The organism is Pseudomonas sp. JV241A (assembly GCF_900275665.1).
Taxonomy (GTDB): Bacteria; Pseudomonadota; Gammaproteobacteria; order Pseudomonadales; family Pseudomonadaceae; genus Aquipseudomonas; species Aquipseudomonas wadenswilerensis.
Genome location: NZ_OPYO01000028.1, coordinates 23,334 through 42,626, shown reverse-complemented (window position 1 = coordinate 42,626; position 19,293 = coordinate 23,334). Strand labels below are relative to the sequence as shown.

General features: G+C 61.8%; 24 protein-coding genes. 17 read left to right on the top strand and 7 right to left on the bottom strand.

Annotated features, from left to right (window positions below; translation table 11 throughout):
- Positions 1–150: 150 nt before the first annotated feature.
- Positions 151–1,872, top strand: a complete 1,722-nt coding sequence (gene aceK, locus JV241A_RS17825; RefSeq protein WP_134063773.1) for a bifunctional isocitrate dehydrogenase kinase/phosphatase — start codon at positions 151–153, stop codon at positions 1,870–1,872.
- A 134-nt stretch (positions 1,873–2,006) separates the two neighbouring features.
- On the opposite strand, the gene JV241A_RS17820 is transcribed toward aceK, so the two are convergent.
- Entirely contained in the window at positions 2,007–2,876 is an 870-nt protein-coding gene (locus JV241A_RS17820; RefSeq protein ID WP_115088224.1) for a DUF6279 family lipoprotein, read from the bottom strand.
- Positions 2,877–3,021: 145 nt separating this feature from the next.
- Here JV241A_RS17820 and JV241A_RS17815 point away from each other — a divergent pair, with 145 nt between their 5' ends.
- Positions 3,022–3,858, top strand: a complete 837-nt coding sequence (locus JV241A_RS17815) for a S1-like domain-containing RNA-binding protein (RefSeq protein ID WP_115088223.1) — start codon at positions 3,022–3,024, stop codon at positions 3,856–3,858.
- Here the strand turns inward: JV241A_RS17815 and JV241A_RS17810 are convergent, their stop codons facing one another.
- Positions 3,859–4,239: a hypothetical protein gene (locus tag JV241A_RS17810; protein WP_115088222.1), complete on the bottom strand. Its 381-nt coding sequence runs from the start codon at positions 4,237–4,239 to the stop codon at positions 3,859–3,861.
- A gap of 198 nt (positions 4,240–4,437) precedes the next feature.
- Between JV241A_RS17810 and JV241A_RS17805 the strand changes: the two genes are divergently transcribed.
- On the top strand, positions 4,438–4,854 hold the full coding sequence (locus JV241A_RS17805) for a hypothetical protein (RefSeq protein WP_115088221.1): 417 nt from the start codon (positions 4,438–4,440) through the stop codon (positions 4,852–4,854).
- A 14-nt stretch (positions 4,855–4,868) separates the two neighbouring features.
- Here the strand turns inward: JV241A_RS17805 and JV241A_RS17800 are convergent, their stop codons facing one another.
- Positions 4,869–6,359, bottom strand: coding sequence for a NosD domain-containing protein (locus JV241A_RS17800; RefSeq protein ID WP_134063771.1), 1,491 nt, complete (start codon positions 6,357–6,359; stop codon positions 4,869–4,871).
- 235 nt (positions 6,360–6,594) lie between these two features.
- On the opposite strand from JV241A_RS17800, the gene JV241A_RS17795 reads away from it, so the two are divergent.
- The 3 genes from JV241A_RS17795 (at position 6,595) to def (ending at position 8,456) form a co-directional block, all read left to right on the top strand.
- Positions 6,595–6,774, top strand: a complete 180-nt coding sequence (locus JV241A_RS17795; RefSeq protein WP_115088219.1) for a CsbD family protein — start codon at positions 6,595–6,597, stop codon at positions 6,772–6,774.
- 166 nt (positions 6,775–6,940) lie between these two features.
- Complete coding sequence (locus tag JV241A_RS17790; RefSeq protein WP_038996548.1) at positions 6,941–7,927, top strand: YihY/virulence factor BrkB family protein; 987 nt, start codon at positions 6,941–6,943, stop codon at positions 7,925–7,927.
- Positions 7,917–8,456, top strand: coding sequence for a peptide deformylase (gene def, locus JV241A_RS17785; protein WP_115088218.1), 540 nt, complete (start codon positions 7,917–7,919; stop codon positions 8,454–8,456). The genes JV241A_RS17790 and def overlap by 11 nt, the downstream gene beginning before the upstream one ends.
- On the opposite strand, the gene JV241A_RS17780 is transcribed toward def, so the two are convergent.
- A complete protein-coding gene (locus JV241A_RS17780; RefSeq protein WP_166675714.1) occupies positions 8,408–8,860 on the bottom strand; it encodes a GNAT family N-acetyltransferase in 453 nt (150 codons plus the stop codon). The two genes, def and JV241A_RS17780, sit on opposite strands and share 49 nt — an antisense overlap.
- Positions 8,861–9,145: 285 nt before the next feature.
- Between JV241A_RS17780 and JV241A_RS17775 the strand changes: the two genes are divergently transcribed.
- Together JV241A_RS17775 and JV241A_RS17770 are read left to right on the top strand one after the other, a co-directional pair.
- A complete protein-coding gene (locus JV241A_RS17775) occupies positions 9,146–9,403 on the top strand; it encodes a DUF2790 domain-containing protein (RefSeq protein WP_134063769.1) in 258 nt (85 codons plus the stop codon).
- Between the two features lie 99 nt (positions 9,404–9,502).
- Complete coding sequence (locus tag JV241A_RS17770; protein WP_115088216.1) at positions 9,503–10,132, top strand: lytic polysaccharide monooxygenase auxiliary activity family 9 protein; 630 nt, start codon at positions 9,503–9,505, stop codon at positions 10,130–10,132.
- A 6-nt stretch (positions 10,133–10,138) separates the two neighbouring features.
- Here JV241A_RS17770 and ada read toward each other — a convergent pair whose 3' ends face one another.
- The 3 genes from ada to JV241A_RS17755 all read right to left on the bottom strand — a co-directional run bounded on the left by ada (position 10,139) and on the right by JV241A_RS17755 (position 13,249).
- Positions 10,139–11,200, bottom strand: coding sequence for a bifunctional DNA-binding transcriptional regulator/O6-methylguanine-DNA methyltransferase Ada (gene ada / locus JV241A_RS17765; RefSeq protein WP_134063767.1), 1,062 nt, complete (start codon positions 11,198–11,200; stop codon positions 10,139–10,141).
- Between the two features lie 76 nt (positions 11,201–11,276).
- Positions 11,277–11,906 (bottom strand): DNA-3-methyladenine glycosylase, encoded by a 630-nt coding sequence (locus JV241A_RS17760; RefSeq protein WP_134063765.1) that lies wholly within the window; start codon positions 11,904–11,906, stop codon positions 11,277–11,279.
- On the bottom strand, positions 11,906–13,249 hold the full coding sequence (locus JV241A_RS17755) for a PLP-dependent aminotransferase family protein (protein WP_134063763.1): 1,344 nt from the start codon (positions 13,247–13,249) through the stop codon (positions 11,906–11,908). Before JV241A_RS17755 ends, JV241A_RS17760 begins: the two co-directional genes overlap by 1 nt.
- A gap of 87 nt (positions 13,250–13,336) precedes the next feature.
- On the opposite strand from JV241A_RS17755, the gene JV241A_RS17750 reads away from it, so the two are divergent.
- The 9 genes from JV241A_RS17750 to JV241A_RS17710 all read left to right on the top strand — a co-directional run bounded on the left by JV241A_RS17750 (position 13,337) and on the right by JV241A_RS17710 (position 19,291).
- Positions 13,337–14,293: a threonine dehydratase gene (locus JV241A_RS17750; protein WP_134063761.1), complete on the top strand. Its 957-nt coding sequence runs from the start codon at positions 13,337–13,339 to the stop codon at positions 14,291–14,293.
- A 78-nt stretch (positions 14,294–14,371) separates the two neighbouring features.
- Positions 14,372–14,605 (top strand): type II toxin-antitoxin system HicA family toxin, encoded by a 234-nt coding sequence (locus tag JV241A_RS27710; RefSeq protein WP_345789731.1) that lies wholly within the window; start codon positions 14,372–14,374, stop codon positions 14,603–14,605.
- Positions 14,602–14,934 carry a type II toxin-antitoxin system HicB family antitoxin gene (locus JV241A_RS17740; RefSeq protein WP_010223090.1) on the top strand — a complete coding sequence of 111 codons (333 nt, stop codon included), beginning with the start codon at positions 14,602–14,604 and terminating at the stop codon, positions 14,932–14,934. Before JV241A_RS27710 ends, JV241A_RS17740 begins: the two co-directional genes overlap by 4 nt.
- An 81-nt stretch (positions 14,935–15,015) precedes the next feature.
- Entirely contained in the window at positions 15,016–15,675 is a 660-nt protein-coding gene (locus JV241A_RS17735) for a LysE family translocator (protein ID WP_115088210.1), read from the top strand.
- Positions 15,676–15,973: 298 nt separating this feature from the next.
- Positions 15,974–16,459: a GyrI-like domain-containing protein gene (locus tag JV241A_RS17730; RefSeq protein ID WP_134063758.1), complete on the top strand. Its 486-nt coding sequence runs from the start codon at positions 15,974–15,976 to the stop codon at positions 16,457–16,459.
- A 220-nt stretch (positions 16,460–16,679) separates the two neighbouring features.
- Positions 16,680–17,114 (top strand): nuclear transport factor 2 family protein, encoded by a 435-nt coding sequence (locus JV241A_RS17725; protein ID WP_115088209.1) that lies wholly within the window; start codon positions 16,680–16,682, stop codon positions 17,112–17,114.
- Positions 17,115–17,200: 86 nt separating this feature from the next.
- The gene (locus JV241A_RS17720) at positions 17,201–17,545 is read left to right on the top strand and encodes a YciI family protein (RefSeq protein ID WP_115088208.1); all 345 of its coding nucleotides are present in this window, start codon (positions 17,201–17,203) and stop codon (positions 17,543–17,545) included.
- A gap of 19 nt (positions 17,546–17,564) precedes the next feature.
- Positions 17,565–18,056 (top strand): SRPBCC family protein, encoded by a 492-nt coding sequence (locus JV241A_RS17715; RefSeq protein WP_115088207.1) that lies wholly within the window; start codon positions 17,565–17,567, stop codon positions 18,054–18,056.
- Positions 18,056–19,291, top strand: a complete 1,236-nt coding sequence (locus tag JV241A_RS17710; RefSeq protein ID WP_134063757.1) for an RNA polymerase sigma factor — start codon at positions 18,056–18,058, stop codon at positions 19,289–19,291. The genes JV241A_RS17715 and JV241A_RS17710 overlap by 1 nt, the downstream gene beginning before the upstream one ends.
- Positions 19,292–19,293: the final 2 nt, after the last annotated feature.

The following is a 19,293-nucleotide window of genomic DNA, read 5'->3' as shown; positions in this document are numbered from 1 at the left end:
TACGTTACAAACCGGGCCATGCTCTCTCCCTTTCTTGCGCTTGAATTGCGCGCTCGGCGAGTTTGGCCGATACACCCGCGCCAACAGGCTTTCCCTGCCCGTGGCGACTGGCTAAGCTCAGGCTTTGACATTCCCGCAGAGGTCTGACGTATGCCCCAGCAATGGCCGGCCGCCGATATTGCCCGGATGATCCTCGATGGCTTCGACGATTACCGCGAACATTTCCGGCAGATCACCGATGGCGCCCGCGAGCGTTTCGAGCAGGCCCAGTGGCAACAGACCCAAAGCGCCTCGGCGGCGCGCATCAACCTCTATGAGGAAAAGGTCAGCGAGGTTAGTGGCTGGCTGCGTCAGGGTTTCGAGGACGAGGTGCTGCTCGACGTCTCGCTGTGGCCGCTGGTCAAGAGCGCCTATATAGGCCTGATCGACCCGCGCCTGGACGACGAACTGTCGGAGACCTGGTACAACTCGATCTTCTGCAGCCTGTTCAGCCATGACCTGATCAGCGATGGTTGCATGTTCATCCATACCACCCGGCCATCATTGCGCAGCCACGAACGGGCAGCGCAAACGCGCACCTACCGGCCGCAAAACGGCTTGAGCGCCCTGCTGGCGCAGATTTTTACCGACTACCGCTTCGATGTGCCGTATTCGGACCTTGCCGGCGACCTGGCGCGCCTTGACGCGCAGCTGCGGGAAAACCTGCCGGACTGGGTGTGCAAGGACCCGGCCCTGGCCGTCGAGCTGTTTTCTTCGGTGCTGTACCGCAACAAGGGCGCCTACCTGGTCGGGCGTCTGTACACCCAGGACGAGCAATGGCCGCTGGTGATCCCGCTATTGCACCGCGAAGGCCACGGTATCGAGATCGATGCGCTGATCACCGACGAGGCCGAGGTGTCGATCATCTTCTCCTTCACCCGCTCCTACTTCATGGTCGATGTGCCGGTGCCGGCCGAGTTCGTCGGTTTTCTCAAACGCATCTTGCCGGGCAAGCACATTGCCGAACTGTATACCTCGATCGGCTTCTACAAACACGGCAAGTCGGAGTTCTACCGGGCCCTGATCAACCACCTGGCCGGCACCGATGACCGTTTCATCATGGCGCCCGGCGTGCGCGGCATGGTCATGAGCGTGTTCACCCTGCCGGGCTTCAATACCGTGTTCAAGATCATCAAGGACCGCTTCTCGCCGTCCAAGAGTGTCGACCGCGCCACGGTGATCGAAAAGTACCGCTTGGTGAAAAGCGTCGACCGCGTCGGGCGCATGGCCGACACCCAGGAGTTCTCCGACTTTCGCTTCCCCTTGAGCAAGTTCGAGCCCGAGTGCCTGGCCGAACTGCTGGAAGTGGCGCCGTCCACCGTCGAAGTGCACGGCGACACCGTACTGATCCGCCACTGCTGGACCGAGCGGCGCATGACCCCGCTCAACCTTTACCTGGAAAACGCCAACGGCGCCCAGGTACGCGAAGCCCTGGAGGATTATGGCCTGGCCATCAAGCAACTGGCGGCGGCGAATATCTTCCCGGGTGACATGCTGCTGAAGAATTTTGGCGTTACCCGCCACGGGCGGGTGGTGTTCTACGACTACGACGAGATCTGCTTTCTCACCGAGGTCAACTTCCGCTACATCCCGCCGCCGCGTTTCCCCGAGGATGAAATGGCCTCCGAGCCCTGGTATTCGATCGGGCCGCTGGATGTGTTCCCCGAGGAGTTTCCGCCGTTTCTGTTTGCCGACAGTGGCCAGCGCCGCTTGTTCAGCCAGCTGCATGGCGAGTTGTACGACGCCGATTACTGGAAGAGCCTGCAGGCGGCGATCCGCGGCGGCAAGGTGATCGATGTGTTCCCGTACCGGCGCAAGTGCCGGGAGAGCTGAACACTGTGGGAGCTGGCTTGCCAGCGATCGAGCGCGAAGCGCTCGTATTCCAGGCGCCGCCTGCAGTGCAGGCTATACTGGCCTCATCGCTGGCAAGCCAGCTCCCACAGGGGTTATGAGATGATTTCAGGGGGTCACCCCTTCAAGCACTTCAACTCGCTGAAACTCTGCCGCACCTGCCCAAGCTTCTGCCCCATGTACTGGCGCTGCTGCTCGCTGCTCTGCGCCATCACATCCACCAGCAACCGCCGCGCCTCCTGCTCGGTACGCTGGAAGGCTCTCCGGTACTCCGGGGTCCACAGGCTATCGCGTTTCTTCAGGAGGATTTCCAGGCGTGGCTCGAAGGTGTCGCTGTGGCGCTGGTCCATCGCCGCGCTGAACTGCGCCTGCCAATGGGCACGGTTGGCAATCCACTGGCGATTCTGCTCGCCCAGGCCCTGGGACCAGGTCATGATCCGCAACTTCTGTTGCGGGCTGAGCTCGCCCAGCCAGGTGCTCAGGCGCTTTTCCATGCGCTCTGCGCGGCGTTCGATCTGCCGCGCCAACGGCGTATTGACGTACTTGGCCTGACGTTCGCGGATGTCCTCGGCAAACGCCTCGCGCATTTCCCGCACCTGATCGTCGTCCATGCTGCGCAACAGCTCGGCGGCCGAGGGGGTGATCTGGTCGGCGACCTTGGCAATCGCTTGCCGGGCTTGCTGGGTGCGCACCTGCAGTTGCTGGTCGGTTACCGCATTATTGGCGACCATCGTCTGGATTTCGTCGATCCAGGTCAGGTAACCGGGCAACTGCGTACGACAATGCCAGGCCAGTTGCTGTTTGAGCCGATCGTTGAGCCAGGTCTTCTGCTGGCGGTTCATGCTCAGGTAGTCGTTCAGCGACCAGGGCACCAGCATGTCGAGGTTGCGGTAGGCCAGGTCGATACGGTTGCAGGCGACCACCAGCATGGCCGATATCACCAGCAACAGAACGGTGCGCAGGTACTTGGACAGGCTGGCGTACATGAGCGAATCCTTGCAAAGGCTTGCTTGTCTTTATAGAACAGGCCAGGCCCGCACGGTTCATTTTGCTGACAGGCCGTCATTGGCAACCGGGCGCAATCGCCGCTTCAGGTGTAGAATGCCCCGCTCGCAACGAGGATTTCCGGAAATGGCTTTAGTTGGGCGTTACAACACTTTGCAAGTGGTCAAGCACACAGACTTCGGTCTGTACCTGGACGGTGGGGCGGACGGCGAAATCCTGCTGCCTAACCGTTACATCCCCAAGGACACGCCCACCGAGGTCGAAGACTGGCTGAACGTCTTTGTCTACCTCGACAGCGAAGACAAGCTGATCGCCACCACGGAAAAGACCAAGTTGCAGGTCGGCGAGTTCGCCAGCCTCAAGGTCAAAGAGATCAACAGCATCGGCATCTTCCTCGACTGGGGCCTGCCCAAAGACCTGTTGATGCCGTACTCCGAAGAAAAGCGCCAGATGAAGGCCGGTGAGTACTGCGTGGTGCACGCTTATCTCGACAAGCGTACCCGCCGCATCACCGCCACCGCGCGCCTGGACCGTTACCTGGACAAGGTGCCGGCGACCTACAAGGTCGGCCAGGAAGTCGACTTGCTGGTGGCCGAAGAAACCCCGATGGGTTTCAAGGCGATCATCAACAACAAGCACTGGGGCCTGATTCACAAGAACGAAGTGTTCAAGTTCCTGCGTTCGGGCAAGCAGGAGAAGGGCTACATCAAGGAGCTGCGCAGCGACGGCAAGATTGCCCTGAGCCTGCAGCCCATCGGCCAGGACCTGGCCAACAGCCTGCACGACAAGATCCTCGCCAAGCTCAAGGACGCCAACGGCGTGTTGCCGGTCAGCGACAAGAGCGATCCGCAGCTGATCAGCGATCTGTTCGGGGTCAGCAAGGGCAACTTCAAGAAAGCCATCGGTGCCTTGTACAAGGATGGCCGCATCGTCATCCACGCCGACCGCATCGAACTGGCCTGATCAGACCTGCTTGAAGCCTGCGAAATTCAGGTTTTCACCGCCTGGGCGCAGGTCTTTGAGCAGCGAATCGCGATCGGCACTCAGCGCCAGGCTGATGGTCGAGCGGCGCTTGCCCGGGTGGCGCACTTCCATTTTTTCCTGATGCGCCTGCAGGTAGTTCACCGGCACCTTCAAATGCTGCAGCTCGTCGGTTTCCGGGGTGTGCAGCAGCAGGTTGACCCAGTCGGGCTGGCCCTTGCGCAGCAGCTTCACCGGCACATCGAACCACCACAGGCTGCGCTTGGTGTCGAGCACGGCAAACAGGGTGTTGTCGCTGTTGAGCACGGGTCTTTCCAGTTCCTGGTTGCGGCGGGCAATGGCGGTGGGTTTGTCGAGTTTCATGCAGGTTCCTACGGGTGACGCTTGAAAGGTCGCTTATTGTGCTGGGATTAACTTGAAACATAAAGCCGCCGTGGCAAGCGCAGGCGTGCGCGGAACTTATTTCCTGCTTTGATATCAATATGATGGCGCGCAATGGTGCGCCAGCCAATTGATCGACCAGCGCCAGGCGCCTCCCTGGCAACCCAAGGAAGAACGCAAATGAAAGTAGTGATTGCCCTGTTGTTGATGCTCAGTGGCTATGCCTATGCAGGGTGCGGCAGTATCGATGACCGCGATCAACGTGCCTACTGTTATGCCCGCGAAGGGGGCTCGTGCGGGAGTATCGATAACCGCGATCTGCGTGCCGCCTGTAATGCCGAAACCCAGGGCGGCAGCTGTGGCTCCATCGATGACCGTGACCAGCGCGCCTACTGCAATGCCAAGAAAGGCGGCAGTTGCGGGAGTATCGACAACCGCGACCTGCGTGCCGCCTGCAATGCCGAAACCCAGGGTGGCAGCTGTGGCTCGATCGACGACCGGGATCAGCGCGCCTACTGCAACGCCATGAAAGGCAGCAGTTGCGGCAGCATCGACAACCGCGATCTGCGCGCCCAATGCGATGCCAGGAAACACTGACCCCGCAACGGGGCTTAGCGGTTGGCGCTGGCCGTTGCTGGCGACAACGGCTGGCTCAGCGGTGAGGTGGCACCATCGGTGCGTGTCACCGTCGCGGTAAAGGCGCCGAACCGCTGCGCCTGTTCCAGCCGATAGTCGAAGTGCCCCTCGCCGCGTGCGTCAGTCGGCACCATCACTTCGCCCAGGTACTGCTCGGCTTCGCGGCCAGCGGCTTGCCCATTGGCGAATACTTCAACACGCAGCAGGCTGTGAGGCTCAGCATGGACCGTACCGCTCAAGCGACCGTCCTTGAGTTCAGTGAGCTGCGGTGCTGGCTGGTTACGGTTGGGCAACGGCTGGCAGCCTTCTACGGGCGCCTTGGCGTCGCAGATGATCGCCCGGTTGTTCGCCGACTGATCGACGCCAATCCCCCGTGAGCCCTCATAGATCGCATGCTCAAGCGCCGGTACGCCAAAGACGATGGCCCCGGTGCGCTGCTCGGCAATGCACGAGCCACCGGCTTGGCAGCGACGGATGTCCTTGCCGTTGTCCCAGATGCGGTTGGCGCTCAGGCGGTTGCTGGTGGTGGTTGGCTCCGGGCGCAGGGCCACGCCGATGCGGTTGCCATGGATCAGGTTGCCGTCAAGGATATTACCGGCGCCGCTGACGCTGACCCCGATCGAGTTGCCGGTAAAGGTATTGGCGGCCAGGTAATTGCGCTGGCCCCAGTTGATCTGCAAACCGTCCGAGTAGTTCTCGAAACGATTGCGCACCACGCTGTTGTCGTTGCCCCAGAGTATTTCGATGCCCTGGGACGGTTCCGGGTTGGCCTCGGTGGAGCGGAACAGGTTGTCAGCCACCAGGTTGAACGCCGCGCCGCGGGTCAGTTCCAGGCCATCGCCATTATCGATCAGCTGGTTGCGCAGCACCTTGTTGTTATTGGTGGTGGTCGCGGTCGGGTTGCCCTGGCCATCGTCGCCGGTGAGCATGATCCCGGCACCGCCCTTGTTGGCGACGATGCGGTTGTCTTCGATGACGTTGTTGCTGGCGCGGTTGAGCAGGATGCCGATGCAGAAATTACGCACTTCCAGGCCGGAAATGCGCACGCCCTGGGTGTCACGCAGCACCAGCCCGGGGCCGGTGGTGGTGCGTACATTGGTGCCGAACTGGCCGGGTACGGCGCCGGGGCAGGCCTGGGTGCCGTCGCCGATGATGTAGGCCGAGCCGTCGATGGCGATGAACTGGCCGTCGCGGGCCCAGGCCGTGCCTTCGATGCTTGCCGGGCCCTGGATCGGCGGCAGCGGTGAGGCTGGCTTGATCAGGTACGGGGGCTTGCCTACCGGGCGGATTTCGATCCGGTACTGGCCGGGCTTTTCGTTGTTGCGCTCGATCGCCCAACGCAGGCTGCCGGGCTGTTGGTCATCGGCGTATCGATCGACCACCAGCGTGGTCAGGGCCGTTGCCGGTGCGGCGGCAATGGCGGACAGGGGCAGCAAAAGGGCTGCCAGCAGGGGCGTGACGCGCATGGGCAAAGGTTTCCGCAGTCGGCTGTTGTTGTTATAGCGCAGGCGCAAAAAGCCTGCAGCGTGGCTGTCGATTCTAGGATAAGCCTTTGCGATTCAGCGGCTTGCTTGAGCGAATCGGGGCGATATTCGCCCGCTGTTTTGCCAGCGGGCAAATAATTGAAACTCTCGCAACAGGCCATGGGTCCACAGACTGTCGACTCTGACCGCGTGTTATTTCCCCTTCAGGAGAACTCCCATGAGTGGCACTAAAGACAAAGTAAAAGGTATGGCCAACGAGGCTGTTGGCAACGTCAAGCAAGGTGTTGGCAAGGTGACCGACAACGACAAGCTGCGCGCCGAGGGCAAGGCCCAGGAACTCAAGGGCGAAGCTCAGCAAGCGGTTGGCAAGGTCAAGGACGCCATGAAGAAGCCTTGAACCTGTGTGCAGGGTAGGACGACGGCCATCCTCGGGTGGCCGTTGTGCTATCTGCAGCAATCAGTCGCAACTGTGAGGCGATCGTCGATTAGACTTCAGGTCGAACCTGTCTGATAAGTGTTTGAGGAACTTTGCCCATGACCCTCGAGCGGCGAAAGGAGACGCTATGATTTTCCCCGACCTGCGCGGCTTGCCGTTGCACCGTGTGCTGGTGCGCACAGTCAAGGAGTTTCTCGATGACGAGATGTCCACCTACGCCTCGGCGCTGGCTTACCAGATGCTGTTTTCGCTGTTTCCCTTCCTGCTGTTCCTGATCGCCCTGATCGGCTTCCTGCATTTGCCGGATTTCTTCTCCTGGCTGCGCCTGCAGTCTGAACTGGTGTTGCCGCCCCAGGCGCTGGAGCAGGTCAACCCGGTGATCGACCAGTTGCAGCAATCCAAGGGCGGTTTGCTCTCGGTGGGTATCGTCATCGCCCTGTGGACCGCGTCAGCCGGTGTGCGGCTGATGATGAGCGCGATGAACGCCGCCTACGACGTGGTCGAAGGGCGCCCGGTGTGGAAGCGTATCCCGTTGTCGGTGATCTACACCGTCGGCATTGCCGGCATGCTCCTGGCGGCTGCCGCACTGATGGTGCTGGGGCCGCAGGTGATGGAGTGGATTGCCTCGCAGATCGGCATGCAGGAGTTCATCGTCACCTTGTGGACCGTGCTGCGCTGGCCGGCAATCATCATTCTGATGATGGTCGCGGTGGCCCTGATCTATTACGTGATGCCCGACGTTAAGCAGAAGTTTCGCTTCATTACCCCCGGTTCGGTGCTGGCAGTAGTGGTGTGGATCATCGCGTCCTTGGGCTTCGGTTATTACGTCAAGACTTTCGCCGACTACAACGCCATGTACGGCAGCATCGGGGCGATCATTGTCCTGCTGTTGTACTTCTATATCTCCGCTGCGGTGTTGTTGCTGGGCGCGGAGATGAATGCGGTGATCGAGCATATGTCCGAGGAAGGCAAGGACCCCGGCGAAAAAGACTTTGATGGTGTCGCCCACGAGCATGATAAAAAGCATGTTTCCGGGCTTGGCCGCGATCATTCACTCGATCATGAAACCACGCCTGCCAGCGAACCCCTGAGTCGAAGCCAGCATGATTCATGACATCCTGAAAATGGGCGATGAGCGCTTGCTGCGCATCGCCCCGCCTGTGCCGAAGCACATGATCGGCAGCACCGGGCTTGAGCGACTGATCGCCGACATGTTCGAAACCATGGAGCATGTCGGCGGTGTTGGCCTGGCCGCGCCGCAGATCGGTATCGACCTGCAACTGGTGATCTTCGGTTTCGAGCGCAGCGAGCGCTACCCGGATGCCGAGGCGGTGCCGCGCACCATTCTGCTCAATCCGCTGATCACACCCTTGGGCACCGAGGTCGAGGACGGCTGGGAAGGCTGCCTGTCGGTGCCGGGGCTGCGTGGTGTGGTGCCGCGCTACCAGCGGATCCGTTACGAAGGCATCGATCCGCAGGGGCAGCCGATCGTGCGCAACGCCGAAGGTTTTCATGCCCGGGTGGTGCAGCATGAGTGCGATCACCTGATCGGCCGCCTTTACCCCTCGCGCATCCACGATTTCAGCCGCTTCGGTTATACCGAGGTGCTGTTCCCCGGGCTGGACCCGGCCAGCGACGACTGAATCCGCGTCATCGCCAACAGGGGCTTGCTGCGCTGGTAGCGGGCCAGGCGCTCGGCCAGAGTGGCGGGCAGGGCGTCGCTGGTGCTGAACGCCAGCCGCTCGTAGAAGCCCACCAGAGCCGGATGGCAAAACAACCAGATGTCCCCTTGCAACTCGCTCGCGGCCGCTTCGATCAGCTGGCGGGCGACCCGTTGGCCGCGCCAGGCGGGCGCGACGAACAACCCGGTCAGCCAATGGCCGCCTGGTACTTGGCTCAGGCACAAGGCAGCGACGATCTCATCGGCCCTGGCTACCCAAAGCTGGCCCTGGGCAGCCGCGCGCATGGGCGAACCCTGGTTTCGGTAGAATTTATTCAGCAGGGGCCGCTCGGCGGCGGGCAGCGGGCAATAGCGTAACAAGGTCACTGGTTTGATCTGGCAAAGGCTCTACCCCGGGCTTTTACACGGGAAGGCGAAAAGTGTCGAGGGCGTTGTGTCGGGCTTATTGTTGCACAGGCGGTAACAGTGAATGTCCGGCTTCGCGATTTAACCGCCCGAAGTACCTTGTAAACTAACCACATCCCACGGAATAAGTTGTAGTGGGGTCGGTACTTCGTGTTATGTCCCATTGCTTGATATAACAACTTCTCCGCGCCCTTATTGGCAAATGAAGTCAATCGATTAGTTTGATTGCTTTGCAGGCCTATTATCATGAAAAGTTTATTTGCACTTGCCCTGGTTGCCATGTCGTCGTTCGCCATGGCGGATGAAATCAATAGTGCTGCTGCGCAACCTGTTGTTGAGCAGTATGACTACAGCACTAACCTGGATATTGCCAAAGTCATCAGTTTGTCGACCATTCCCAATGTCTGTGAAGTGGTACCGGCAACCATGACCTACGAAGACCATCAGGGTCAGCGCCACACCATCGCATACCGCGCCATGGGCGACGGCTGCAGCAACGGTTGATACCGTTTGGCGCCTCTGGGTTGCGCATTGCAGGGCTTGAGCTAGGGTGAATCGTGTCCAGGGTGGACAGGTTTTTCTATCTCACAAGGAGTGAATGCAATGAACAGCCCTGAAAAGAATCTGCGTCACGGTCGGGTCATTTCACCGGCCAGCCGTGGTTCCAAGACTGTCGAACTGGGATTGCTCGGCAACTGGCAAGTCAACGAAATGGAAGGCGGTAAAAACTTCCCCAGCCTGGTGGGTGGGCCGGTACCCGCGCCCTTCCAGTCGGATGTCGCCAGTGTCGTGCCACCGGCGGATGGATATATTCTAAGTGGCGGCAAAGAGGATGCTCGCGACGTCGTCAATTACACCAATGCCGAAATGTCCGCCAAACTGGGCTCGCCCTTTACCTGGCCGTTGTTGAATGTCACGCCAGGCCAGACCTTTCATGTGAAGTGGGAATACACAGCCCCGCACACCACCCGTGGCTATCGCTGGTTTATTACCAAAGATGGATGGGATGTGAACAAACGCATCAGTCGTGCCCAGCTCGAGACGGCGCCGTTTGCCGACGACCTCTATCCGTATACGCCGTATTTCGATCATAAGGACAAGCTCAAGGCCAAGGTCGAACACGAGGTCAAGCTACCCGGCAACAAGCGCGGCCATCACGTCATCGTGCTGCTGTGGCTGGTCGCTGATACCGGCAACGCCTTCTACCAGGCCTTCGACGTCAACTTCCAGTAACCCGCCTCACTGGCTCTCGCGCGCCAGCAGTTCACGCTTGCGCTCCACGCCCCAACGGTAGCCCGAGAGGTTGCCGTCGCTGCGCACCACCCGGTGACACGGGATGGCCACAGCCAGGGCGTTGGCCGCGCAAGCCTGGGCCACGGCGCGCACCGCCCTGGGAGAGCCGATCCGCTGGGCGATCTCGGCATAGCTGGCCGTACAACCAGCCGGGATCGCCCGCAAGGCCTGCCAGACGCGTTCCTGAAAGGCTGTGCCGCGCAGGTCCAGCGGCAGGTCCAGGCCGATGCCCGGTGCCTCGATAAAACCCACGACCCTGGCAATCAGGCTTTCGAAGCCTTCGTCGCCGCCGATCAGGTTGGCCTTGGGGAATTTGTCCTGCAGGTCATTGAGCAGCGCCTGCGGATCGTCACCGAGCAGGATTGCGCAAATCCCCCGTTCACTCTGCGCCACCAGAATTGCCCCCAACGTGCACTGGCCGATGGCAAAGCGGATGTCGGTATTGGCACCGCCGTCACGATAGGCGCCCGGGGTCATGCCCAGGCGTGCATTGCTCGATTCGTAGAAGCGGCTGTTGGAGTTGAACCCGGCCTCGTACAAGGCGTCGGTGACCGTTGCCGACTGCTGCAGTTGAGTGCGTACCTTGCGCGCACGGTGAGCCGTGGCATAGGCCTTGGGCGTCAGCCCGGTCACGGCTTTGAACACCCGGTGAAAGTGGAACGGGCTCATCTTCAGCTGTTCAGCCAGCTGGTTCAGGCTCGGCGCCGGGTCGGCGCTTTCGATCAAGGCACAGGCGCGGGTGACCTGGGCCCGGTGCTGTTCGGCGACATGGGTCTGGTCGGCGCCGCGGCGCTTGCTCGGCCGGTAGCCGGCGGCTTCGGCCTGTTCGGCGCTGTCGAAGAACTCGACATTGTCGATGCGCGGCAGGCGCGAGGTGCTGCTCGGCCGGCAGTACACACCGGTGGTGCGCACGGCGTAGACAAAGGCCTGGTCAGCGGCCGGGTCGCGGGCCAGTATGGCCTGCCAGCGCGGGTCGGATTCGCTGATCCGTGGTTTGCCTGTACTCATGACGGGGTGCTCCTGGCGTTGATCGATGGGTTCAGGCTACGGCTGCGGCTCACGGGAAAAACTCCGGGTCTTGCGTTCAAACTCGCTTGGCTGGTACCCGCCACAGGTACCAGGCGGCCACGGTCCGGTAAGGGCTCCAGCGCTTGCCCAGATCGTTCATCTGCCGGCGCGTCGGTTGCTTCTCCAGGCCCTGCAAGCGGCGATAGCCCTCGCGCACGCCGAAGTCGTCGGCCGGCAGGATGTCCATGCGTTCCAGGGTATAGATCAGCAGCATCTCGACAGTCCAGCGGCCTACCCCACGCAGGTTGACCAGGCGCTCGATCAGCGCTTCATCTGCCAGTGCCGAGGCCTGTTGGTAGTCTGGCACCCGCCCTTCGACACGTGCCCTGGCGATACCCTGGATGGTTGCCAGTTTGCTCGCCGAGAATCCGCAGCCGCGCAATTGCTCCGGGGTGGTCGCCAGCACCTGCTCGGGGCTGGGAAACCCGCACCCCGGGTAGAGCGCCAGAAAGCGTCCGAGAATCGCATCGCCCGCCTTGGCATGCAGTTGCTGGTAGGCAATGGCCCGCACCAGTGCCTGATACGGGTCACGGGTGGGTTTGGGTTGATGCAGGCAAGGGCCCACCGCCTCGATGTGTGCGGCCCACTGCGGGTCCATCGCGGCGAGGTAGGTTTGCGCCTCGGTATAGAAAGCGTGCTTGCTCATCAGGCCTCCAGTGCCTTTGCCACGTGCTCCAATGCCTGCTTGAGTTCGGCCCGGCTGGCAGCCGCCGACAGGCTGATGCGGATCGCTGCCAGGTCATGCTGTTTTACCGCGAACACCTCGGCTGGCACCACCGCCACGCCATTGGCCCGGCAAGCCTCGGTCAAGCGTGCGGCGCTGTGCCCGGCCTTGACCCAGATGTGTGGGGCAGGCTGGCTGCTGTTGACCAGGTAGCTGCCCAGAATCCTGCAGGCCAGGCGCCAGCGTTGGCGGACTTCCTCGCGCTGCCAGGCCAGACGCCTTTGCGCCGTGCCATCGGCAATCCAGCGATAGGCAATCTGCAGGTTCAGCGGCGACACCTGCCAGTGAGTGGCCTGGGCATGGGGATCGACCTGCGCCAGTAACGCCGGGTCAGCCACGATCCAGCCCAGGCGCAGGCCAGCGCCGACGGTTTTCGACAGGCTGCTGATCAACAGGCCGCGCCGCCCGAGCAACCGCCATAGCGGTGGCTGGTCGGTCAGCGCACCGTAGACATCGTCTTCGATCACCAGCAGGTCATGCCGCTCGACCACCTCGGCAATCGCCTGCTGGCGAGCGCTGCTCATGCATGCACCGGTAGGGTTGTGCAGGCTCGGGGTCAGCACCATGACGCGCGCGCCGGTGGCACGGGCGACCCGATCCAGATCATCGGCAACAATGCCCTGATCGTCCAGGGCGATGCCATGCAGCGGCAGGCGCAATTGCCGGCAGGCGGCCTTGATGCCGGGGGCCGTGAGAGCTTCGACCAGCACTGCTTCGCCCGGTTGGCACAGTGACAGCAAGGTCGTGAACAAGCCCTGCTGGGCGCCGCCGCACAGCAGCAGTTGCCGGTCGTTCAGTTGCAGGCCGCGATTGGCCAGCCAGGCGGCGCCGTGCACACGGCCGCGCAGCAACTCTTCGGCGCTCAGGTAATGGTCCAGGCAGCCCGCCTGACCGTCCTGCAACAACGCCTGCAAGGTCGTTTCGCTGTCGCGGTTGGCCGGGTCGATCACGGGCACATTGGTCGACAGGTCGATCAGGCTTGATTGCACGTCGCGCTGCTTGAGGCGAAACAGCGTAGCCTCCTTGCTGCCGGCCAGCACATAGGTGCCACGCCCGACTTCGCCCGAGACCAGGTGCCGTGCCGCCGCCTCGCGGTAGGCCTGCTGAGTGGTGCTGGGGTTCAGCCCCAGGTTCCAGGCCAGGCGCCGTTGTGGCGGCAGACGTTCGCCGACTTTCAGCTCGCCGCGCTCGATGGCGGCGGCAATAGCGTCGACCAGGGCCAGGTAGCGCGGCTGGGCATCCTCGGTGAGGGCAGGGGTCCACATTTATTGTTGGCCATGCAATATAAGAATTTACCCATACAATGCGCGGCGACTAGGATCAGGTCAAATCCGATCCTGCCGAGGTGCTTCATGTTCGATCTGCCTGCCCTGCGCGATGCTGCCCGCCTGGTTCATGCCAGCGTACCCGCCACCCCGCAATATGCCTGGCCGCGCCTGGCGCAACGGCTGGGCTGCGAGGTCTGGGTCAAACATGAAAACCATGCACCGACCGGCGCCTTCAAGGTGCGCGGCGGGCTGATGTATGTGCAGTGGTTGCTGGCGCAAAAGCCGACGGTTCGCGGCCTGGTCACCGCGACCCGTGGCAACCACGGCCAGAGCATGGCGCTGGCCGCGCGCAATGCCGGGCTGCCGATCATCATCGTGGTTCCCGAAGGCAACTCACAGGAGAAGAACGCGGCGATGCGTGCCCTTGGCGCCCAGTTGATCGAGCACGGCACCGACTTTGACCAGTCCCGCGAAGAGGCCGCGCGCCTGGCCCAGTTACACGGCTACGAGAGCGTCCCGCCGTTTCACCCCGAGTTGATCCGCGGCGTCGCCACCTATGCGCTGGAGCTGCTGGAAGCGGTACACGAGCTGGATTGCGTCTACGTACCGATCGGCATGGGCTCGGGCATATGCGGCCTGATCCAGGCGCGCAACCTGCTTGGCCTGCGCACCGAGATCGTCGGCGTGGTGTCCAGCGCCGCGGACGCTTTTGCCCAGAGCCTGGAGCAGGGCCGCATCGTCACCACCGCCACGGCCAACACCTTCGCCGACGGCATGGCCTGCCGTATGCCGTTGCCCGAAGCCTTCGAAATCATCCGCCAGCACGCCGCGCGCATCGTGCGCGTCAGCGATGAGGAAATTGCCCAGGCGATGCGCATCTACCACGAAGACACCCACAACACCGCCGAAGGCGCAGGCGCCGCCGGGCTTGCCGCGCTGATCCAGGAGCGCGAGCGTCAGCAGGGGTGCAAGGTGGCGGTGATTCTCAGTGGGGCGAATGTTGATCGGCAGCGGTATGCGCAGGTGTTGGCGGGTGATTGAAAAATCCTGAATTGAAGCATTGGAAAAAGTGCTATCTTATTTTGATAGCATTTTCCGATGAACAATCGATATTGAACGATCCTCGACAGCATCTTCCGCACACCGACCAGCGCCAGCCTGGGGTTTACCGACATCGAGGCGCTAGTGCTGTACCTGGGCGGGCAAGTGCAGGAACGTGAGGGCTCCAGGGTCAAGTTGATCCTGGGTGATCAGCTTTGGCGCTGTCACCGGCCGCACCCGGGCAAAGAGGCTAAGCGATATCAGGTGGAAGAAGCCCGCGAGTTTCTTCTACGGGCAGGAGTTCAACCATGAACACTATGAGCTACAAGGGCTACACCGCCCGAGTCGAATACGACCCACGGGACGATATTTTCGTCGGTCGTGTCCTGGGTGTGCGTGACATCATCAGCTTCCACGCCAGCGCCGTCAGGCAGTTGCACGAGGCGTTTCACCTGGCGCTGGATGACTACCTGGCCGATTGCGCCGAGCGTGGGGTCAAGCCGGAAAAACCCGCTTCCGGCAAGGTCATGCTGCGTATCAGGCCAGAAGTCCACGCCGCGGCGACCATCGCAGCTCAGTCGGCAGGCAAGAGCCTCAACCAATGGGCCGATGAAGTTTTTGAGCGTGCAGCACAAGCCTGAATAAAGGCAATTTCTTCCAATACAGCCCGGCGAAAAACCGTTTAAATAGCGCCTGCCCTCAACAGCGGTTACGGAACGTCGATGCCTTTTTCAAATGGATTTCTGCTGAGTTTGTCGTTGTGCCTGGATATCGGCATTGCCAATATCGCCATGATCACCCTGGCCATGCAGCGGGGGTTCCTGCAGGGCTTCTGGCTGGGGCTGGGCACCTGTGTCGGTGATCTGCTGTATGCCATTGCGGCGTTGGCGGGGATGACCGTGTTGCTGCAATTTGAAACGGTACGCTGGGTGCTGTGGCTGGGCGGGTCGGTGTTGCTGGTGTGGTTTGCCATCAAGATGCTGCTGGCGGCGCTGCGCGGCAACACCCACCTGGAGACCCGTGGCGAGGTGGTCGTGGAATCGGGCTGGCGCGAGTTCATGCGCGGGATCTTCCTGGCCATGTCGTCACCCAGCGCCATTCTCTGGTTTGCCGCGGTCGGCGGGGTGCTGATTTCCCGTTCCGGTGGCGGCAGCCTGTTCGAAGCCGGGCTGTTTCTCTCCGGCTTCTTTGCCGCCGGGCTGATCTGGTGCCTGTCGTTGTGCGGCATTGCCAGCCATGGCGGGCGGTTGTTGGGTGACCGCTTGCTGACCTGGTCGTACCTGCTGTCGGCGGGCATCTTCTGTTATTTCGCCGGCTACGTGGTTCTTTCCGGTTACCGCGAGTTCATCCTCGCCGTGCCTGCGGCCACCCCGGGTCTATAATGATTCGAGACACCGGTGCGCAGGTGCCGTCAGGCAGGAGGATCTTCGATGAAAGGTCTTGATGCGAAAAAGATGACGAAGAAAAAACCACTGAAAACCGCCAAAGAAAAACACGCCGCCAAACGCGCCAAACGCTCCGGCGACAGTTTTCTTCCGCAATAAGGCCAAGAGCTCCGCAAGGGGCTCTTTTCGTCCGTGGCAGAACCTCAAGCAGATTACGAGAATGGGCAATTGCCGCTACTCTAGCGGTGGGTACGGATGCGCTGTGCCCATTACCCTGGCGAACGAGGCAAAGGACATGACTCTGCAGACTCCCCCGATCAAACCCGCGCGTTTCGAAGATGGTCGTACCTTCACGGTTGCCGGACTTGGTAAGCGCTATGGCCAGGCCACCCTCCAGCAAATCCCCACCCTGTGGCAACGCTTCGAGCAGCACATTGGCCGGGTACCCGGGCAGGTGGGCGAGGAAGCCTACGGGGTGTGCTGCAACGGTGATGGCAAAGGCAATTTCGACTATATCGCCGGGGTTGAAGTGCAGGGCACTGAGCCGCTGCCTGCAGAGTTTCGGCATGTCGAGCTCAAGGCCCGGCGTTATGCGGTGTTTGAGCACCACGGTAGCCTGGACAATCTCAAGGCTACCTTTCAGGCGATCTGGCAGGACTGGGTGCCGGTGTCCGGCGAAACCGTGGCCAACGCGCCTGAGTTCGAGCGTTATGGCCGGGACTTCAACCCCAACGACAGCCACAGCGTGATGGAAATCTGGTTACCTTTGGAAGACAAATGATCGAACGCTGTAGCGCTGCACAACAAGCCAGGCGCTTTGGCCCGATTGCCCGCTGGAGGACCACCGTCAGTCTTTTCTGGTTCTTCGCGTATGTGATCCTTGGGTTGGGTTTCTGAGGCTCGCAATCAGTTTCCCCAGTCTGTCGATTTCAGCCGCTGCCATTCGACCATCTGTGAACGCGCCGAGTTGTTCGGCGCCTGATCGCGCAGAGGACACGACCATGAACAGCGCCGCCGAGAACGAAATCCGCCAACTCATCGAACAATGGCTTCCCGCAGTACGCTCGCGGGATGTCGAGGCCATTACCGCGCCTTACGCCGAGAACATTCGCGCTTTTGATGCGATCCAGCAATTGCAGTTCCAAGGCAAGGCCGCCTATCGCGCCCACTGGCAGGCCTGCATGGATCACTGCCCCGGCGAAATGATCTTCGAAATCGAGCAATTGCAGATCCAGGCCACCCCGGAACTGGCTTTGGCCCACTGGCTCAATCGCTGTGGCCCGGCCAGCAGCGAAGGGGGTGAGGATCAAGGCTGCTACATGCGCGCGACCGTGGGCTACCAGCGGATCGACGGGCAATGGAAGGTGATTCATGAGCACTGGTCAGCGCCGTTCGACATGGAATCAGGTGCCGCGCTGTTCTCGCTCAAGCCTTGAGCTTAGAACCCCGAGAGTTATGCCGAATCGCGCTTTCTAAGGCGGTGTGATCTACCGCCATAGTATCCCCAGCTGTGGAGACGACGATGAAATACCTGTGCCTGGTCTACTGTGACGAAAGTCTGCTGCATAGCTTGCCCGAAAGCCCGGCCGACGCCGAGTGCATGGCCTACGCCGAATCGATCCAGGGCAGCGGCCGAATGCTCGCCGCGGAGGCGCTCAAACCGGTGCAGACCGCAACCACCGTGCGTGTGCGCGGCGGGCAGATGAGCCTGACCGACGGCCCTTTCGCCGAAACCAAGGAGCAACTGGCCGGCTTCTATCTGGTTGATGCGCGGGACTTGAACGAGGCCTTGAACATTGCCCGCGGCATTCCCGCTGCGCGGGTCGGCAGTGTCGAGGTGCGGCCAATCCGCGAGTTGCAACCCTGAAACCAAGGAGAACAACACGATGAGCCTTCTACACCCCGAGCAGCCCAAGGCGCAGCATGAGCTGTCGTTGACGCGCCTGATCGACGCGCCGCGGACCAAGGTGTTTCGCGCCTGGACCGAGCCGCAACTGCTTGCCCGGTGGTGGGGCCCCAACGGCATGACTACGCCGGAATGCGAAATGCAGCTGTGGGTGGGCGGCTTGTTTCGTACTGTGATGCGTGCACCTGACGGCAGCGAGTATCCGAATCAGGGGGTGTTTCTGGAGATTGTGCCGCCGGCGCGGATCGTCTTTACCGATGCTTTCGGCCCGGGTTGGGTCCCGTCGAACAAGGCTTTCATGACCGTTGTCGTGACCTTCGACGACATTCACGGCAAGACCCAGTACACCGCCCGCGCCTGGCACTGGAGTGCCGCCGATTGCCAGGCCCACGAAGAGATGGGCTTTCACCGTGGCTGGGGTGAGAGCCTGGATCGCCTGGTGGCGCTGGTGACTACGCAGATGCCCGACTGATGGCCACGCTTGCTACGGTACGGGCACAACTGGAGACGGTCTATCGCCAGGAGTCGCGGCGTATCCTGGCGACACTGATTCGCCTGCTGGGCGACTTCGACCTGGCTGAAGAGGCCATGCACGAAGCATTTTTCATTGCCGTCGAACGCTGGCAGCGTGACGGTATTCCTGCCAGCCCCAGGGCCTGGCTGGTGTCCACCGGGCGCTTCAAGGCGATCGACAGCCTGCGCCGGCGTGCGCGTTTCGACCGTTCCCAGGCGCAGTTGGTGCAGGCGCTGGAGTCGCTCGAGGAGGCTCAGGTGAATGACGAAGAGCTGGAGGACGACCGCCTGCGCCTGATCTTCACCTGCTGTCACCCGGCGCTGGCCGCCGATGCCCAGGTGCCGCTGACCTTGCGCGAAGTCTGTGACCTGACCACCGAAGAAATCGCCCGCGCGTTTTTGCAGAGCCCGGCGACCATCGCCCAGCGCATCGTCCGCGCCAAAGCCAAGATCCGCGATGCGCGAATTCCCTATCAGGTGCCGTCTCTGGCCGAACTGCCGGAGCGTCTTGATAGCGTGTTGCGGGTGATCTACCTGGTGTTCAACGAAGGCTACTCGGCGTCTTCGGGGGAGAGCCTGATGCGCCACGACATGAGCGATGAAGCGATCCGCCTTGGGCGTTTGCTCCAGCAATTGCTGCCCGATCCGGAAGTGCTCGGCCTGCTGGCGCTGATGCTCCTGCAGGCTTCGCGGCAGCAGGCGCGCAGCGATGCCCAGGGCGAGCTTGTGCTGCTGGATGAGCAGGACCGCAGGCTGTGGAACCGTGAACTGATTGCCGAAGGCTGCCAGCTGGTGCAGCAGGCCCTGCGTAGCCAGCAGTTTGGCGTCTATAGCTTGCAGGCAGCGATTGCCGCCGTGCATGCGCAAGCGGCCAGTGCCGAGGACACGGACTGGGCAGAGATCGTCGGTCTGTACGATGTACTGTGGCAGCGCTGGCCGTCGCCGGTGGTCGAACTCAACCGCGCCGCTGCCCTGGCCCGGCGCGATGGCGCCCAGGCGGGGTTGGCGGCGGTGGAGGCGATTCTGGCCCGCGGTCAGTTGCAGGACTACCACCTGGCCCATTCGGCCCGCGCTGAACTGTGCCGCCAGCTAGGCCTGCTGGATCAAGCCCGCGAGGCCTATTGCAGAGCTCTCGAACTGACCCGTCAGGGCCCCGAGCGGCGCTTTATCGAGCGCCGCCTGAGCGAGTTGTGACA

What these genes read in the sequence shown, in the direction of transcription:
- aceK (WP_134063773.1), top strand. Translation starts at nt 151, where the DNA reads ATGCCCCAGCAATGGCCGGCCGCCGATATTGCCCGGATGATCCTCGAT.
- JV241A_RS17820 (WP_115088224.1), bottom strand. Translation starts at nt 2,876, where the DNA reads ATGTACGCCAGCCTGTCCAAGTACCTGCGCACCGTTCTGTTGCTGGTG.
- JV241A_RS17815 (WP_115088223.1), top strand. Translation starts at nt 3,022, where the DNA reads ATGGCTTTAGTTGGGCGTTACAACACTTTGCAAGTGGTCAAGCACACA.
- JV241A_RS17810 (WP_115088222.1), bottom strand. Translation starts at nt 4,239, where the DNA reads ATGAAACTCGACAAACCCACCGCCATTGCCCGCCGCAACCAGGAACTG.
- JV241A_RS17805 (WP_115088221.1), top strand. Translation starts at nt 4,438, where the DNA reads ATGAAAGTAGTGATTGCCCTGTTGTTGATGCTCAGTGGCTATGCCTAT.
- JV241A_RS17800 (WP_134063771.1), bottom strand. Translation starts at nt 6,359, where the DNA reads ATGCGCGTCACGCCCCTGCTGGCAGCCCTTTTGCTGCCCCTGTCCGCC.
- JV241A_RS17795 (WP_115088219.1), top strand. Translation starts at nt 6,595, where the DNA reads ATGAGTGGCACTAAAGACAAAGTAAAAGGTATGGCCAACGAGGCTGTT.
- JV241A_RS17790 (WP_038996548.1), top strand. Translation starts at nt 6,941, where the DNA reads ATGATTTTCCCCGACCTGCGCGGCTTGCCGTTGCACCGTGTGCTGGTG.
- def (WP_115088218.1), top strand. Translation starts at nt 7,917, where the DNA reads ATGATTCATGACATCCTGAAAATGGGCGATGAGCGCTTGCTGCGCATC.
- JV241A_RS17775 (WP_134063769.1), top strand. Translation starts at nt 9,146, where the DNA reads ATGAAAAGTTTATTTGCACTTGCCCTGGTTGCCATGTCGTCGTTCGCC.
- JV241A_RS17770 (WP_115088216.1), top strand. Translation starts at nt 9,503, where the DNA reads ATGAACAGCCCTGAAAAGAATCTGCGTCACGGTCGGGTCATTTCACCG.
- ada (WP_134063767.1), bottom strand. Translation starts at nt 11,200, where the DNA reads ATGAGTACAGGCAAACCACGGATCAGCGAATCCGACCCGCGCTGGCAG.
- JV241A_RS17760 (WP_134063765.1), bottom strand. Translation starts at nt 11,906, where the DNA reads ATGAGCAAGCACGCTTTCTATACCGAGGCGCAAACCTACCTCGCCGCG.
- JV241A_RS17755 (WP_134063763.1), bottom strand. Translation starts at nt 13,249, where the DNA reads ATGTGGACCCCTGCCCTCACCGAGGATGCCCAGCCGCGCTACCTGGCC.
- JV241A_RS17750 (WP_134063761.1), top strand. Translation starts at nt 13,337, where the DNA reads ATGTTCGATCTGCCTGCCCTGCGCGATGCTGCCCGCCTGGTTCATGCC.
- JV241A_RS17740 (WP_010223090.1), top strand. Translation starts at nt 14,602, where the DNA reads ATGAACACTATGAGCTACAAGGGCTACACCGCCCGAGTCGAATACGAC.
- JV241A_RS17735 (WP_115088210.1), top strand. Translation starts at nt 15,016, where the DNA reads ATGCCTTTTTCAAATGGATTTCTGCTGAGTTTGTCGTTGTGCCTGGAT.
- JV241A_RS17730 (WP_134063758.1), top strand. Translation starts at nt 15,974, where the DNA reads ATGACTCTGCAGACTCCCCCGATCAAACCCGCGCGTTTCGAAGATGGT.
- JV241A_RS17725 (WP_115088209.1), top strand. Translation starts at nt 16,680, where the DNA reads ATGAACAGCGCCGCCGAGAACGAAATCCGCCAACTCATCGAACAATGG.
- JV241A_RS17720 (WP_115088208.1), top strand. Translation starts at nt 17,201, where the DNA reads ATGAAATACCTGTGCCTGGTCTACTGTGACGAAAGTCTGCTGCATAGC.
- JV241A_RS17715 (WP_115088207.1), top strand. Translation starts at nt 17,565, where the DNA reads ATGAGCCTTCTACACCCCGAGCAGCCCAAGGCGCAGCATGAGCTGTCG.
- JV241A_RS17710 (WP_134063757.1), top strand. Translation starts at nt 18,056, where the DNA reads ATGGCCACGCTTGCTACGGTACGGGCACAACTGGAGACGGTCTATCGC.